This window comes from Lelliottia sp. (assembly GCF_045627565.1).
Taxonomy (GTDB): domain Bacteria; phylum Pseudomonadota; class Gammaproteobacteria; order Enterobacterales; family Enterobacteriaceae; genus Enterobacter.
In genome coordinates, this window is record NZ_JAZQNX010000028.1 from 45,904 (window position 1) to 61,291 (window position 15,388).

A 15,388-nucleotide genomic window follows, 5' to 3' on the forward strand; every position below is an offset into this window, starting at 1 on the left:
TAACCCAAGGGTTACCGTTTTGCTTTGCGTTTCAGCGGGTGCGCTTCGTCAGAACAGCTCGTGTGTCTCGCCGTTATCAATCAGCTCAGTCCCTACCTCATGCACCGCCTGCGTTGTCGGCTGCGTGCCTTCGATGAAGAACTCTTCACGGCTGTTTCCGCCGTTGGCTAACTGACCGGTGCTACGGTCGATATTGACTGTCACAATACCTGGCGGCGGCGTGAGCGGCTGTTCAGGTACGCCTTCCAGAACCGCTTTCATATAAGCATCCCAGGCCGGCTGCGCGCTTTTCGCGCCGCCTTCGTAACCAGAAATCTGATCTTTAATCGCACCCGATGCCGACGTACGGCCCAAATCGCGACGGTGATCGTCAAAGCCGATCCACACGGACGTCACCACGCCAGGGCCGAAACCGGAGAACCAGGCGTCTTTAGAACTGTTGGTCGTCCCGGTTTTACCGCCGATGTCGCGCCGCTGTAAATCACGGCCCGCACGCCAGCCTGTGCCTTGCCAGCCCGGTTCACCAAAGATATTGGTATTCAGGGCGCTCTTAATCAGGAAGGAGAGCGGCGTGTTAATCACATGCGGAGCGTATTCCTGCGCACCGCTTTGCGCGACCAGCGCCTGGTTTGCCTGCTCCAGCTGCGGTTGCGGAACGGTGGAATTCTGTTGCTCCTGCGACAGGGCGACATCTTCCATGTCTTTATTTTCCAGGACGTTCGATTTTGGTGTGTCGCCGTAAATGACCGGAATATCACATTCAGGACAGGCGATTTTTGGTTTCGCTTCAAAAATCACGCCGCCCTGATCGTTTTCAATTTTACTGATGAAGTACGGATCAATCAGGAAACCGCCGTTCGCCATCACCGAGTAACCGCGTGCCACCTGCAATGGCGTAAAGGATGCGGAACCCAGAGCCAGCGATTCGGTGTGCACGATATTTTGTGCAGGGAAACCGAAACGTTGCAGATATTCAGCCGCGTAATCGACGCCCATCGCCCGCATCGCGCGAACCATGACCACGTTTTTAGACTGCCCCAGGCCCTGACGTAAACGGATTGGACCGGAATACTCCGGCGGGGAGTTCTTCGGCTGCCAGTCGGAACCCGCGCCCGCATCCCAGCGAGAGATCGGCACATCGTTGAGGATGCTGGCGAGCGTCAGCCCTTTATCCATCGCCGCGGTATACAGGAATGGCTTGATGTTGGAACCGACCTGACGCAGAGCCTGCGTTGCGCGGTTAAATTTGCTCTGATTAAAATCAAAACCGCCGACCAGTGCCATCACCGCGCCATTCTGCGGGTTGATGGAAACTAACGCTGAGTTTACATCCGGAACCTGCGCCAGCCACCAGGCGTCGTTCACTTTACGAACCCAGATTTGCTGCCCGGTTTGGACCACATCCGTGACTTTACGCGGCGTTGGGCCTTGCGATGTATCAGAGCGATACGGGCGAGCCCAGCGAATCCCCTCCATGCGCAAAGAAACCGAGGTCCCGTCTGCAAGCGTGGCGGTCGCTTCTTGCGGATCGGCTGCCGTGACGACAGCTGGAAGCAGCGGGCCGTAAATCGGCAGTGCCTTCAGCGAATCCGTGATTTTTTTGCTGTCCCATGCGCTTTCGCCCACTTTCCACAGCACATTTGATGGGCCACGGTAGCCGTGACGCATGTCGTAATCCATCACATTGTTACGTACCGCCTGCTGCGCCGCCTGCTGAACTTTACGCGTGATAGTCGTGTAGATGCGGTAGCCGTCTTCATACGCCTGCTCACCGTAGCGACTCACCATCTCCTGGCGAACCATTTCCGTGAGATACGGGGCCGAGAAGGCGATTTTTGGCGCGTGATAGTTGGCGTCAATCACATCGTTTCGCGCCTGATCGTACTGCGTCTGGCTAATATAACCTTCGCTTAGCATGCGTGACAGCACCACGTTACGGCGCGCAGTAGCACGATCGAGTGAATAGAGCGGGTTAAACGTCGACGGTGCTTTAGGCAGACCCGCAATGGTCGCCATTTCGCTTAAAGTCAGATCCTGGACAGGTTTACCGAAATAAACCTGTGCCGCTGCGCCCACGCCATACGCGCGATAGCCTAGATAGATCTTGTTGAGATAAAGCTCGAGGATTTCGTCTTTGCTCAGCAATTGCTCGATACGAATAGCAAGGAACACTTCCTTGATCTTACGCGTCAGTGTTTTTTCTGGGCTCAGGAAGAAGTTACGCGCCAACTGCTGCGTAATCGTACTCGCGCCCTGCGAAGCGTGACCGGAGAACAATGCCACGCTTGCGGCACGGAAAATCCCCACCGGATCGACGCCATGGTGTTCATAAAAACGGCTGTCTTCCGTGGCGATAAAGGCCTTCACCATCACCGGAGGAATTTCATTTAAGGTCAGTGGAATACGGCGCTTTTCGCCATATTGAGCGATCAATTCACCGTCGGCGCTATAGACCTGCATCGGGATTTGGAGGCGCACATCGCGAAGCGTGGCGACATCAGGCAGTTGCGGCTCAATATATTTGTACAAACCGTAAATCGAGCCTGCTCCCAGCAGAATGCAACAGACTGCAAGGATCAATAAATACTTTACGAACTTCACTGGAGATTTCCCATTTAGTTTCACTTGGGCAGTTTCTAAACAATCGGCCGGTAGTATAAAGGCAAGCCTGAATCATTGATATAGCCGTCAAACGGACGGGCGATAAGGAGATCGTGAAGCATGGCTTTCAAAACGTGGCGAACAGGTGTTCACATTCAACAAGATAGGGTTTTAGCCGTCTGTCTGACAAAGGAGCGAACCGGATGGAATCTGCGCCGTTGGTGGCAAATTCCGCTGCATCCGGGAATTATTCGCGATGGACAAATTATTGAGCCAGAACAATTGGTTGCAGCGCTTCGTACATGGAGCAAGGTCTTACCGCAGCATCACCGGATTTTCCTCGCATTCCCTGCCGCACGAACGTTGCAAAAAACGCTTCCTTGTCCGGCGCTGAACCTGCGCGAAAGTGAGCAAGCCTCGTGGATTGCTTCTGCCATGTCACGCGAGCTGGAGATGGCGCCCGATGCGCTGTGCTTCGATTATGTTCAGGACACACTGACCCGCTCTTTTCATGTGACCGCAGCACAAAACAAAGAGGTCGCGGCATTGTTAACGCTGGCAAAAACGCTTCGTCTGCATGTCGCAGCGATTACGCCGGATGCGGGTGCGCTGGTGAATTTGCTGCTACTTCTTGCGCCTCCTGTCCACTGCGCGGTGTGGCGCGACGACCATCACTGGCTATGGGCAACGCGTCACCAGTGGGGTCGTAAGCCGCTGACTGAGGCGGGAACGGTGGCCGATCTGGCGGCGATCCTGGCGCTTAAACCTGAAGATATGGCTCTTTTCGCCGCCGATAATCTCGATCCTTTTACTTTAGTCTCACGCAATTTGCCGTCATTACCCGAATCTGGGGCGGACTTTACCGTCGCTCTGGCCCTTGCAATGGGGGATATCGTTGAATGAAAACGACTAACTTTTTGCCGTGGCGGCAATGGCGACAACAGCGTTGCTGGCGTTTCTGGACGTTGCTCTTTGCCGGCTCGTTACTGCTATCCCTCGCTGCGATGACAAGTCTGCGTTCGCGCTTTGCGATACGTTCGCACGCGCTTGAGACGTATCTCGCGGGCGATAGGGCGATTCAACATACGCTGGAGGCCCATCGTGCGCGGTGGCGAGCGCAACATGAGCAACAGCAACTCACTCAACAAGCGACTGTTTTGCTGAGTAAAACACAAGCCTGGCAGCCGACGCTCGTGTCGCTGGCGCTGGCATTACCGGAGCAGGCATGGCTTACACAAATGTCATTTCAACAATCCAGCCTGATATTGAAAGGCTATGCCACGACGCTTTTATCCCTTCAGAGACTCACTGAGTCATTGAAGCACTTTGCTGGCTTTACGCTTGGGCCCGCAGGTGAGCTGCAGCAGGATAATCAGGGGCGATGGATGTACAGCTTCACGCTCCAGCGTCAGGAGTGACCTGTGCACAGCTTATTTGAACGCTGGTATGTGTTTGGTTCGAGCACGCGCATTCTGAGCTGGGGTCTGATTTCGGGCAGCGTGCTTTTGACGGCATATCTCATGCTGGCGCGCCCGGCAATACGGCACGTCTCACAGCTTGAAATGAGGCGAGAGCACATCGCCACCGTGGTGAAAGCGCTTTGGGCGAGCGAGGCTCTCCGAGGCCTTGCTGAAGGACAACCTGATAGTTCTGCGCGGCAGGCTTTCTCGCCTCTGGATTTTCAAACGCATGGTGTGCGGTTAGTGCGTTGGCTGCCAAGCACGAAAGGAGGTGAGCTCTCGTTGGATGCAGACTGGATGCAGATTCCCGCTCTGTTTGACGCAATCGCGCAGCGTGGAATGGGGGTGACGGCCTTTTCCGTCGAACCCGGAGAATCACGACTCAAGCTTATTGTTCAGGTGGAGAGTCTACATGCGAACTGAGCTGCGCGGTTTGGTCCTGTGTTCGCTGGTTTTCCTCACAGGGATGCGCGATCCGTTTCGCCCGCCCGTGGATCGCTGTGACATCGGGAAACTCGACAAATGGCACTACCAGGGACTCATCAGCAGTGCAGGTGTTGTGGGCATTATGAAAGATGAGCAGGATCGCTGGCATCGTGCCCACCAGGACGATCACCTGCCATCAGGCTGGCGTGTTCTGGCAATAAATGAAACTGAAATGGTCGTCGAGGTCGGTGATGGATGTGACCCGAAGGAATGGCGATGGAAACGAGAAGGAACGAAAGATGAAAATAACAAGGATAGTCGCCCTGCTAGCGCTGTTCAGCATGTCGGTCTGGAGCAGCACTCAAAAACCAGTGACCCTGTTGGTTGATGACGTACCGGTTGTACAGGTTCTGCAGTCGTTGGTCGAGCTGGAGAACCGCAACCTCGTCGTTTCGCCAGATGTTACCGGTTCGCTGTCGCTGCATTTTACGCGCGTGCCCTGGCGGCAGGCGCTGCAAACCGTAGTCACCAGCGCTGGGCTGGTGTTGCGCGAGGAGCGCGGTATTTTTTATGTGAACACCGCGGCGTGGCAACGTGAGCAGCAGGCGCGTAATGAAGAGGAGAAAACCAGGCTGAAACTGGATGTCCCGCTTGTCTCGCGCGGCTATTCTCTGGCCTATGCCGACGGTACCGAACTACAGAAAACTGCCGAGAAACAGCTGAGCCCAAAAGGGAGTTTGTCAGTAGACAAACGCACGAATCGATTGCTGGTGCGCGATATTCCCGCAGTGCTGGATAATTTTCAGCAGTGGGTGAAAGAGATGGATCTGCCTATCGCCCAGGTGCAGCTGGAAGCGCATATCGTCACGATAAATGAAAAAAGCCTGCGTGAGCTTGGCGTGAAATGGAGTCTTGCAGAGGCGCAAGGTGCTGGGGCACCGGGGCAAGTCACCACGATGGGCGCCGATCTTTCAGTCGCCAATGCCACGACACATGTCGGATTCAACATCGGTCGAATTGACGGCAGACTTTTGGATCTGGAGCTTTCCGCCCTAGAACAAAAGCAACAGCTGGAGATCATTGCCAGTCCCCGCCTGTTGGCTTCGCACATGCAGCCCGCCAGCATTAAACAGGGCAGCGAAATCCCTTACCAGGTTTCCAGCGGGGAGAGTGGGGCGACATCGGTGGAATTTAAAGAGGCGGTTTTGGGTATGGAAGTGACGCCAGTTGTGCTTCCAAACGGTCGGGTGCGTTTGAAACTGCGTATCAGCGAAAATATGCCGGGGCAAGTTTTACAGCAGGCTGACGGTGAAACGCTGGCGATTGATAAGCAGGAGATCGAAACGCAGGTCGAAGTAAAAAGTGGAGAAACGCTTGCACTGGGCGGTATTTTCTCTCAAAAGAATAAAACGGCAAGCGAAAGCGTACCGGGTCTCGGGCATGTTCCCCTGTTGGGCCAGTTTTTCCGCCATGACGGCAAAGATAACGAGCGCCGCGAGCTGGTGGTGTTTATTACGCCACGTTTGATTGATATTCAGTAATCGAAACGATCTCCGCGAGGATTTTGCACCCAGTTTGTTGCAGATGTTTGACGTGAGGCATGAATTAGCATACAAGGAGTACCGATTTGAGATTCAGCTTCTCTTATTCTTACCTCTTGTTGCTCTAAGCATTTGGCATGGTGATTTAATCAGTTGCCAAACAAGCAGGACTACTGAGATAATTTTTAGTCTGACTCTCGCACTATCGCATATGAGGTTTCAGTTCATGTCCTGCTACGTTGAGTACTCGCGAAGCTGGAATTACCATTAACGAATAGTCTTAGTAGTACCGAAAAAATGGCAGAGAAACGCAATATCTTTCTGGTTGGGCCTATGGGTGCCGGCAAAAGCACTATTGGGCGCCAGTTAGCTCAACAACTCAATATGGAATTTTACGATTCTGATCACGAGATTGAGAAACGAACCGGAGCTGATGTGGGCTGGGTCTTCGATGTAGAAGGCGAAGAAGGTTTCCGTGACCGTGAAGAAAAAGTTATCAATGAACTTACGGAAAAACAGGGCATTGTGCTGGCGACTGGCGGCGGCTCTGTAAAATCTCGTGAAACGCGCAACCGTCTCTCGGCCCGCGGCGTTGTGGTTTATCTTGAGACGACTATCGAGAAACAACTCGCACGTACGCAGCGTGATAAAAAGCGCCCGTTACTGCAGGTTGAAACGCCTCCGCGTGAAGTTCTTGAAGCCCTGGCTGGTGAACGCAATCCACTGTACGAAGAAATTGCTGATGTAACGATTCGTACTGACGATCAGAGCGCAAAAGTCGTTGCAAACCAGATTATTCATATGCTGGAAAGCAACTGATTCTGGCTTTATATACACTCGCCCACGGGTAATAGCATTTAAGGTGGATGTCGCGTCATGGAGAGGATTACAGTTACTCTCGGGGAACGTAGTTACCCTATCACCATCGCGGCTGGTTTGTTTAACGACCCAGCTTCCTTCTTACCACTGAAAGCGGGTGATCAAGCTATGCTTGTCACCAACGAGACGCTGGCTCCGCTTTATCTCGACAAAATTCGTCATCTGCTTGAACAGGCAGGTGTGAACGTCGACAGTGTGATTTTGCCTGATGGCGAGCAGTATAAAAGCCTGGCAGTACTTGAGACCGTCTTCACCGCACTACTGCAAAAACCGCATGGTCGCGATACGACACTACTTGCCCTGGGCGGTGGTGTTGTTGGCGATCTAACGGGTTTTGCTGCGGCAAGTTATCAACGTGGTGTTCGTTTTATTCAAATTCCTACCACGCTTTTATCACAGGTCGATTCTTCGGTTGGCGGCAAAACGGCTGTTAACCATCCGCTTGGCAAAAACATGATTGGCGCGTTCTATCAGCCCGCATCGGTGGTGGTGGATCTCAACTGTCTGAACACGTTGCCCCAGCGCGAATTGGCATCAGGCCTGGCTGAAGTGATCAAATACGGCATTATTCTGGACGGCGAATTCTTTAGCTGGCTGGAAGACAACATGGATGGGTTGCTTAATCTTGACGGTAAAGCGCTGGCTTACTGCATCCGCCGTTGTTGTGAGCTGAAAGCCGAAGTCGTTGCAGCAGACGAGCGTGAAACGGGCTTACGTGCTTTACTGAATCTGGGGCACACGTTCGGTCACGCGATTGAGGCGGAGATGGGTTACGGCAATTGGCTTCATGGCGAAGCGGTTGCAGCGGGCATGGTTATGGCCGCGCGTACCTCTGAACGTCTGGGTCAGTTTAAGCAAGAAGAGACTCAACGCATCATCACGCTGCTTGAGCGTGCTGGCTTACCGGTAACGGGGCCTCGCGAGATGTCTTCGCATGCGTATTTACCCCACATGATGCGCGATAAAAAAGTTTTGGCTGGTGAGATGCGCTTAGTGCTCCCGCTGGCAATAGGGAAGAGTGAAGTGCGCGGCGGAGTGCCGCATGATGTGGTTCTTGGCGCTATTGCTGATTGCCAGCAGGCGTAACAACTAGAAAGGTCAGGCTACTGTTACAGGTAGCTATTTAGCTTCAGGTGAAATGCAACGTCGTAAGCATGAACCTTTGAGTGGGGTGTTAAATGGATGAATTCAAACCAGAAGACGAGCTGAAACCCGATCCCAGCGATCGTCGTACTGGTCGTTCTCGTCAATCTTCAGAACGCGATAATGAGCCGCAAATCAACTTTGATGATGTTGATTTGGATGCAGACGATCGTCGTCCGTCACGTAGTCGCCCTGCGCGCGATGAGCGGGAAGAAGAGGATTATGAGTCTGATGATGAGTCATTGGACGAAGAGCCTGTAGAGCGTCGCCCGCGCAAACGTAAAAAAGTGGCGGCGAAACCCGCTTCACGTCAGTACGTTATGATGGGCCTTGGCGTTTTTGTCCTGCTGCTGCTGATTATCGGCATCGGTTCTGCGCTGAAAGCACCGTCTACCCCCTCAAATGAGCAGACCGCTTCAACCGAAAAAAGCATCAATCTTTCGGGCAATAGTAATGATGCAGCAGATCAGGCTAATGGTGCGCAACCTGCGCCAGGCACCACTTCTGCTGAACAGACCGCGGGCAATCCAACGAATGCGCCGCAGGATGTTTCCCTGCCACCCGTTTCGGCTACGCCAACTCAGGGCCAGGCAAGCGCGACACCTGACGGTCAGCAGCGTGTTGAAGTCCAGGGCGATCTGAACAACGCGCTCACGCAGAATCAGGATCAGGTGAATAACGTGGTGGCTAACTCCACGCTGCCAACTGAACCTGCAACCGTCGCGCCAATACGTGGCGGGAATGCTCAACCGCAAACCGCGGCAACGGAAACCAAACCGCGTCAAACTCAGGCTGCCACTTCGCGTCCAGAGCGTCAAAAAGCGGTGATTGAGCCGAAGCGCGAAACGAAACCGCAGGCCGTTGCTAAAGCGACCGAAGCCAAACCGGTTGCCCAGCCTAAGCCAACGGAAACCGCTACCAGCACGCCGGTGAAAACACCAGCGGCCACAGCAGCACCGAAAGTCACCGCTGCAACACCGACTCCTGCAGCGACGGCAACAGCGCCTGGCACTGCATCAGGTAAGTCTGCGGGTAACGTTGGGGCTATGAAGGCCGCACCGTCTAATAATTACACGCTTCAGCTGAGCAGTTCGTCTAACTACGACAATCTGAATAACTGGGCGAAGAAATCGAACCTGAAAAACTATGTGGTTTATCAGTCGACTCGCAACGGACAGCCATGGTACACGCTGGTTAGCGGTGTTTACGCCTCTAAAGACGAAGCGAAACGTGCTGTGGCAACGTTACCTGCTGACGTTCAGGCGAAAAACCCATGGGCGAAACCGATTCATCAGGTTCAGGCCGACTTGAAGTAATGTTTAAAGCGCAGGATGCTGTCGGAGCTTTTCCACAGCTGGAAAAGGTGTAATCAGTTAGTCAGCATGAAAAAAAATCGCGCTTTTCTTAAATGGGCAGGGGGAAAATTCCCCCTGCTTGACGATATTAAAAAACACCTGCCGAAGGGCGAGTGCCTTATCGAGCCCTTTGTGGGTGCCGGGTCCGTGTTTCTCAACACTGACTTCTCTCGTTATATCCTCGCGGATATCAACAGCGATCTGATTAGCCTCTATAACATCGTCAAAGATCGTACCGACGATTACGTTGACGAGGCGCGTAAGCTCTTTACACCTGAGACCAATCAGTCTGAAGTGTACTATCAGCTTCGCGTAGAATTTAACCAAAGCCGCGATCCTTTCCGGCGGGCGTTATTATTCTTATATCTTAACCGTCATGGCTACAATGGCCTGTGCCGGTATAATCTGCGTGGTGAATTCAACGTCCCGTTTGGCCGCTATAAGCGCCCTTATTTCCCGCAGGCTGAGTTGTATCACTTTGCTGAGAAAGCACAGAATGCACTCTTTATCTGCGAGTCCTACGCCGACAGCATGGCGCGCGCGGATCATCAGTCGGTCGTGTATTGCGATCCGCCATATGCGCCGCTGACGGCGACGGCCAATTTTACGGCGTACCACACCAACAGTTTCAATTTGAAAGAGCAGGTGCATCTGGCGGAGATCGCCGAGGGCCTGGTGAAAAAGCGTATTCCCGTGCTGATTTCAAATCACGATACGGAAATGACGCGCGAATGGTATCAGTTAGCGACTCACCGATACGTCGTTCAGGTGCGGCGCAGCATCAGCAGTAACGGCGGTACACGTAAAAAGGTGGACGAACTGCTGGCTCTTTATCGCCCCTGAGCCGTTTCGCCCGCTGGTAAACACATTTCAAGGAGATGCGGATGAAACAGTTTTTGATTGCTCCCTCAATTCTGTCGGCCGATTTTGCCCGCCTGGGTGAAGACACGGCCAACGCGCTGGCCGCAGGTGCGGATGTGGTGCATTTCGATGTGATGGATAACCACTACGTCCCTAATCTGACCATCGGCCCGATGGTGCTCAAAGCGCTACGTAACTACGGAATCACCGCCCCGATTGATGTTCACCTGATGGTCAAACCGGTTGATCGCATCGTGCCGGATTTTGCCGCAGCGGGCGCGAGCATTATCACCTTCCACCCTGAAGCCTCCGAGCATGTCGATCGCACGTTGCAGCTCATCAAAGAGAATGGCTGTAAGGCGGGTCTGGTGTTTAACCCAGCGACCTCGCTGAGCTATCTGGATTACGTCATGGATAAGCTGGACGTGATTCTGCTGATGTCCGTCAATCCGGGCTTTGGTGGCCAATCCTTTATTCCGCAAACGCTGGACAAGCTGCGTGAAGTGCGCCGTCGCATCGACGAGTCTGGCTATGACATTCGCCTTGAAGTGGATGGCGGCGTGAAGGTCAATAACATTGGCGAAATTGCAGCGGCGGGTGCCGATATGTTTGTGGCAGGCTCCGCCATTTTTGACCAACCGGATTATAAAAAAGTCATCGATGAGATGCGCAGTGAACTGGCAAAGGTAAGTCATGAATAAATTACAGGCAATACGCGGCGTCGCGTTTGACCTAGATGGCACGCTGGTCGACAGCGCGCCGGGTTTAACCAGCGCCGTCGATCAGGCGCTGTATGCGCTTGAGTTGCCCGTTGCGGGTGAAGATCGTGTGATAACCTGGATTGGAAACGGTGCTGACGTACTGATGGAACGTGCGTTGACGTGGTCCCGTCAGGAACGTGCCATTCAGCGTTCGGCTCAGGGTAAACCTGGCGTTGACCATGCTGATATCCCGCAGGATGAGCAACTGCGCGTTTTGCGTAAACTGTTTAATCGTTTTTATGAAGAGACCGTGGAAGAGGGCAGTTTTCTGTTCCCGGACGTTGTCGATACGCTGAGCGCGTTGCATGCCCAGGGTATGCCGCTGGCGCTGGTCACCAACAAGCCGACGCCGTTTGTGGCGCCGCTGCTGGAGGCGCTCGATATCGCAAAATATTTCTCGGTGATTGTCGGCGGTGATGACGTGCAGAATAAAAAGCCGCATCCGGAACCGATTTTGCTGGTGGCAGGAAAATTATCCTTAACGCCGGAACAGCTGCTTTTTGTCGGCGATTCGCGTAATGATATTCTGGCCGCCAAAGCTGCAGGTTCGCCGTCTGTGGGATTAACCTACGGCTATAACTACGGTGAATCCATCACGCTGAGTGAACCGGACGCCGTGTTCGATCACTTCAAAGATTTACTGCCCGCACTCGGGCTTTCGCACAGTGAACATCAGGAATCGAAAAATGACTAAGCCCATCGTATTTAGTGGCGCGCAGCCATCAGGCGAATTGACCATTGGCAACTACATGGGTGCGTTGCGTCAGTGGGTCGGCATGCAGGATGATTACCACTGCATTTACTGCATCGTGGATTTGCATGCGATCACCGCGCGCCAGGATCCTGAGAAATTGCGTAAAGCCACGTTGGATACGCTGGCACTGTATCTGGCATGCGGTATCGATCCGGAAAAAAGCACCATCTTCGTCCAATCGCACGTGCCAGAGCACGCACAGCTGGGTTGGGCGCTGAACTGCTACACCTATTTCGGCGAACTGAGCCGCATGACCCAGTTCAAAGACAAATCCGCACGCTACTCCGAGAACATCAACGCCGGTTTGTTTGACTATCCCGTGCTGATGGCCGCTGACATTCTGCTGTATCAAACCAATCAGGTACCGGTTGGCGAAGACCAGAAACAGCACCTCGAACTGAGCCGTGATATCGCGCAGCGTTTCAATGCGATCTACGGCGATGTCTTTAAAGTGCCCGAGCCGTTTATCCCTAAATCGGGTGCACGCGTGATGTCGCTGCTTGAACCGACCAAAAAGATGTCCAAGTCTGACGATAACCGCAACAACGTTATCGGCCTGCTGGAAGATCCTAAAGCGGTGGTGAAGAAGCTGAAACGTGCGGTCACTGACTCCGATGAGCCGCCAGTGGTGCGTTACGACGTGCAGAATAAAGCGGGCGTGTCAAACCTGCTGGATATCCTTTCCGGTGTCACCGGTCAGAGCATTCCTGAGCTGGAACAGCACTTCGAAGGCAAGATGTATGGTCACCTGAAAGGCGAAGTCGCTGACGCCGTATCCGGCATGCTGGTGGAGTTACAGGAGCGCTATAACCGTTTCCGTAATGACGAAGCCTTCCTGCAACAGGTGATGAGAGACGGGGCGGATAAAGCCAGCGCTCGCGCGTCTGAAACGCTGAAATCGGTGTATGAAGCGATTGGTTTTGTGGCTAAGCCTTAATTAGCATCACATATAAAAAACCGGGAAATTCCCGGTTTTTTTATGCCTGCAAAAAGCTTACTGCTGTGCTGCTGGACCGCAACCACCGATGATCTTAGAAATCGAGATCGCCGGGTGCAGAAGGTAATCGTAACTGCAGTTATTTTTAGTGTTCTGAACGTGACCTGTACACGCGGTCAGGATCGATAACATACCCACTACAAGAGCGGCCTTTGCCAGTTTAAACATACTCTTTCCTTGTCTTTGACAAACTTTCTTTGGATGTAACACGAGGGAATAAATGGAAAAGATCCATTTCGCGGGAGGTATGTTAACGACAGGCGTAAGAAGGGAGTAGTCCAGTTAAGGACTACTCTTAATAAGGGTATTGTGCGGGGGGAATTAGTGGTTCGAGAACCAGTTAAGCTTTTCACGCAGCTCGACGACGCGACCGACAATGATGAGCGCAGGGCTTTCTACCTGTTGCGCCAGTTCTCCAAGCTGAGTGAGCACGCCGCTCACGACGCGCTGGGTAATGGCCGTACCATTCTCAACCAGGGCAACGGGCATATCGTCATTCATGCCGTGTTCAAGCAGTTTTGCCTGGATCGTGGTGGCTTGATTCAGCCCCATATAGAATACCAGGGTTTGTTTTTCTGCTGCCAGATTGTGCCAGTCAAGCTCGCTGCCCGTTTTCAGGTGGCCCGTCACCAGGCGAACGCTTTGCGCGTAGTCGCGATGGGTCAGTGGAATACCTGAATAAGCCGAACAGCCGGAGGCTGCGGTAATGCCTGGCACCACGGAGAACGGAATGCCCGCGTTGCACAGGGTTTCTAGCTCCTCGCCGCCCCGCCCGAAAATAAAGGGATCGCCGCCTTTCAGACGCACCACTCGCTTCCCTTTTTGCGCTTCGCGCAGCAGGATTTGGTTGATCTCCTCCTGCGGAACGCAGTGGTAGCCCGCGCGTTTTCCGACAAAGATACGGTCCGCGTCGCGACGGACCAGATTCATGATGTCATCAGAGACCAGTCGGTCGTAAACCACAATGTCTGCCTGCTGAATTTGCTGTAGGCCTTTAAGCGTTAACAAACCAGCGTCTCCCGGTCCTGCGCCCACCAGCACCACTTCACCGCGAAGGTCTAGCGGTTCGCTCAACAGGTGTTCGGTTGTCTCTTCGACGGCCTTCTGGTCCTGATTTGCCAGCGACTGTGCCAGACGGTCATTGACGAAGAATTTTTCCCAGAAACGACGGCGCTCGCCAACCGTCCCGAAGGTTTGCTTCACCCGGGCGCGGAGTTGCCCTGCATACTGTGCAACCTGCCCTAGATGCTGGGGCAGTATGGATTCGAGCTTCTCGCGTAATAAACGTGCCAGCACTGGCGAAGTGCCGCCAGATGAGATTGCCACCATCAACGGTGAGCGATCGATAATCGACGGCATGATAAAGCTGGCTTCTTTTGGCGCATCGACCACGTTGCAGAAAATACGACGGATTTCGCAGGCATCGCTAACGCGCTGGTTAACTTCATCGTCATCCGTGGCGGCAATGGTCAACCAGCAGGTATCAAGCAGGGTTTCGTTAAACTCACCCTGCACCAGGGTCAGCATCCCTTCCTTCGCCCATACGGTAAACTGTGGGTCGAAGGCGAGGGCGTTTACGGTCAGTCGGGCACCTGCCTCTAACAGCAGTCGTGCTTTGCGTTCAGCCACATCCCCACCGCCTACAAGCAGGCAGTCGCGATGACGTAATTGACAGAAAATCGGCAGGTGATTCACGACATTACCTCTTAAGAATTGGCTTTCGCCTGTGCAGTTGCGATGGTTACTGGAGTCGGACGCTCCGCTTTCGGAGTAGCATACCAGTATCCTAAGCCCATAAATACTGCACCCGAAAGGGTATTGCCCAGGGTTACCCACAACAGATTATGTCCAATGCCGGAAAGGGTATAAGCCTCGCTGTGGTGACCGAACCAGGAGAGGGCAAAAAGCGTCATGTTAGCAACGGAGTGCTCGTAGCCGGAGGCGATAAACGCCAGCAAACACCACCAGATTGCGATGAATTTAGCGGCACCTTCCGTGCGGATTGCCATCCAGATTGCCAGGCAAACCAGCCAGTTACACAGCACACCTTTAAAGAACAGCACCATCGCAGGCTGCGTGGTTTTTGCCAGCGCAACGGTATGCACGATGCTGGTATCCACCGGCAGCAGGCTTCCGCCGCCCCAGCTGTACAGCAACGCCACAAAGACAGAACCCAACAGGTTGCCGACCCAGGTTTGCGGTAGAATTGCCCACATTTGTCCCTGGCTAATTGTCCCGGCTTTAACGCCCAGCGTCAGGAACATGGTGTGACCGGTAAAAAGTTCAGAACCGGCGATAATCACCAGGGTTAAGGCGATGCCAAAGGTCGCCCCCATCACCAGCGGACGAATTGACGGGTCGAGCAGATTACCGAGAGTGAAAATTAAAATAATCCCCAGGCCAACATACGCCCCCGCCATTGCGGAACTGACCCAAAAACCAAGAGGATTATTTTTGCTGAGGCGTGCAATGCGCGCAGCGTTAGCCGCACACTTATCAATGGTGTCTGTAAACATGTGATTACCCGTAAGTTTTTAAAATATAAATAGAAAAAAAGAAAAATAAAATAACGACCTGGATAAAACAATGGGAGGCATTGCGCCTCCCATT

At 53.4% G+C, this 15,388-nt stretch carries 16 protein-coding genes; 12 read left to right on the forward strand and 4 right to left on the reverse strand.

What is annotated here, in order from left to right; all coding sequences use genetic code 11:
* Positions 1 to 48: 48 nt before the first annotated feature.
* Positions 49 to 2,601, reverse strand: coding sequence for a peptidoglycan glycosyltransferase/peptidoglycan DD-transpeptidase MrcA (gene mrcA / locus ACKI5T_RS15580; protein WP_407438596.1), 2,553 nt, complete (start codon positions 2,599 to 2,601; stop codon positions 49 to 51).
* Between the two features lie 120 nt (positions 2,602 to 2,721).
* On the opposite strand from mrcA, the gene ACKI5T_RS15585 reads away from it, so the two are divergent.
* The 12 genes from ACKI5T_RS15585 to trpS all read left to right on the forward strand — a co-directional run bounded on the left by ACKI5T_RS15585 (position 2,722) and on the right by trpS (position 12,718).
* Positions 2,722 to 3,504, forward strand: a complete 783-nt coding sequence (locus tag ACKI5T_RS15585) for a DNA utilization protein HofM (protein ID WP_407438598.1) — start codon at positions 2,722 to 2,724, stop codon at positions 3,502 to 3,504.
* Complete coding sequence (locus tag ACKI5T_RS15590; RefSeq protein WP_407438600.1) at positions 3,501 to 4,019, forward strand: PilN domain-containing protein; 519 nt, start codon at positions 3,501 to 3,503, stop codon at positions 4,017 to 4,019. The genes ACKI5T_RS15585 and ACKI5T_RS15590 overlap by 4 nt, the downstream gene beginning before the upstream one ends.
* A 3-nt stretch (positions 4,020 to 4,022) precedes the next feature.
* A complete protein-coding gene (locus ACKI5T_RS15595; protein WP_407438602.1) occupies positions 4,023 to 4,484 on the forward strand; it encodes a hypothetical protein in 462 nt (153 codons plus the stop codon).
* A complete protein-coding gene (locus ACKI5T_RS15600; protein WP_407438604.1) occupies positions 4,474 to 4,875 on the forward strand; it encodes a HofP DNA utilization family protein in 402 nt (133 codons plus the stop codon). Before ACKI5T_RS15595 ends, ACKI5T_RS15600 begins: the two co-directional genes overlap by 11 nt.
* On the forward strand, positions 4,787 to 6,028 hold the full coding sequence (gene hofQ, locus ACKI5T_RS15605) for a DNA uptake porin HofQ (protein ID WP_407438606.1): 1,242 nt from the start codon (positions 4,787 to 4,789) through the stop codon (positions 6,026 to 6,028). The genes ACKI5T_RS15600 and hofQ overlap by 89 nt, the downstream gene beginning before the upstream one ends.
* A 297-nt stretch (positions 6,029 to 6,325) precedes the next feature.
* Positions 6,326 to 6,847 (forward strand): shikimate kinase AroK, encoded by a 522-nt coding sequence (gene aroK, locus ACKI5T_RS15610; RefSeq protein ID WP_015960764.1) that lies wholly within the window; start codon positions 6,326 to 6,328, stop codon positions 6,845 to 6,847.
* Positions 6,848 to 6,904: 57 nt separating this feature from the next.
* Positions 6,905 to 7,993 carry a 3-dehydroquinate synthase gene (gene aroB, locus ACKI5T_RS15615; RefSeq protein WP_407438608.1) on the forward strand — a complete coding sequence of 363 codons (1,089 nt, stop codon included), beginning with the start codon at positions 6,905 to 6,907 and terminating at the stop codon, positions 7,991 to 7,993.
* Positions 7,994 to 8,085: 92 nt separating this feature from the next.
* A complete protein-coding gene (damX, locus tag ACKI5T_RS15620) occupies positions 8,086 to 9,366 on the forward strand; it encodes a cell division protein DamX (protein WP_407438609.1) in 1,281 nt (426 codons plus the stop codon).
* A 66-nt stretch (positions 9,367 to 9,432) separates the two neighbouring features.
* Entirely contained in the window at positions 9,433 to 10,248 is an 816-nt protein-coding gene (gene dam / locus ACKI5T_RS15625; RefSeq protein WP_407438610.1) for an adenine-specific DNA-methyltransferase, read from the forward strand.
* A 41-nt stretch (positions 10,249 to 10,289) separates the two neighbouring features.
* On the forward strand, positions 10,290 to 10,967 hold the full coding sequence (rpe, locus tag ACKI5T_RS15630; RefSeq protein WP_015960760.1) for a ribulose-phosphate 3-epimerase: 678 nt from the start codon (positions 10,290 to 10,292) through the stop codon (positions 10,965 to 10,967).
* Complete coding sequence (gph, locus tag ACKI5T_RS15635) at positions 10,960 to 11,721, forward strand: phosphoglycolate phosphatase (RefSeq protein WP_407438612.1); 762 nt, start codon at positions 10,960 to 10,962, stop codon at positions 11,719 to 11,721. The genes rpe and gph overlap by 8 nt, the downstream gene beginning before the upstream one ends.
* Positions 11,714 to 12,718: a tryptophan--tRNA ligase gene (gene trpS / locus ACKI5T_RS15640; RefSeq protein WP_407438614.1), complete on the forward strand. Its 1,005-nt coding sequence runs from the start codon at positions 11,714 to 11,716 to the stop codon at positions 12,716 to 12,718. The genes gph and trpS overlap by 8 nt, the downstream gene beginning before the upstream one ends.
* Before the next feature lie 57 nt (positions 12,719 to 12,775).
* Here the strand turns inward: trpS and ACKI5T_RS15645 are convergent, their stop codons facing one another.
* From ACKI5T_RS15645 to nirC, 3 genes are all read right to left on the reverse strand, one after another.
* Entirely contained in the window at positions 12,776 to 12,946 is a 171-nt protein-coding gene (locus ACKI5T_RS15645; protein WP_407438616.1) for a YhfL family protein, read from the reverse strand.
* A 153-nt stretch (positions 12,947 to 13,099) separates the two neighbouring features.
* A complete protein-coding gene (gene cysG / locus ACKI5T_RS15650) occupies positions 13,100 to 14,473 on the reverse strand; it encodes a siroheme synthase CysG (RefSeq protein WP_407438618.1) in 1,374 nt (457 codons plus the stop codon).
* Between the two features lie 11 nt (positions 14,474 to 14,484).
* Positions 14,485 to 15,294: a nitrite transporter NirC gene (gene nirC / locus ACKI5T_RS15655; RefSeq protein WP_407438620.1), complete on the reverse strand. Its 810-nt coding sequence runs from the start codon at positions 15,292 to 15,294 to the stop codon at positions 14,485 to 14,487.
* Between the last annotated feature and the right edge of the window lie 94 nt (positions 15,295 to 15,388).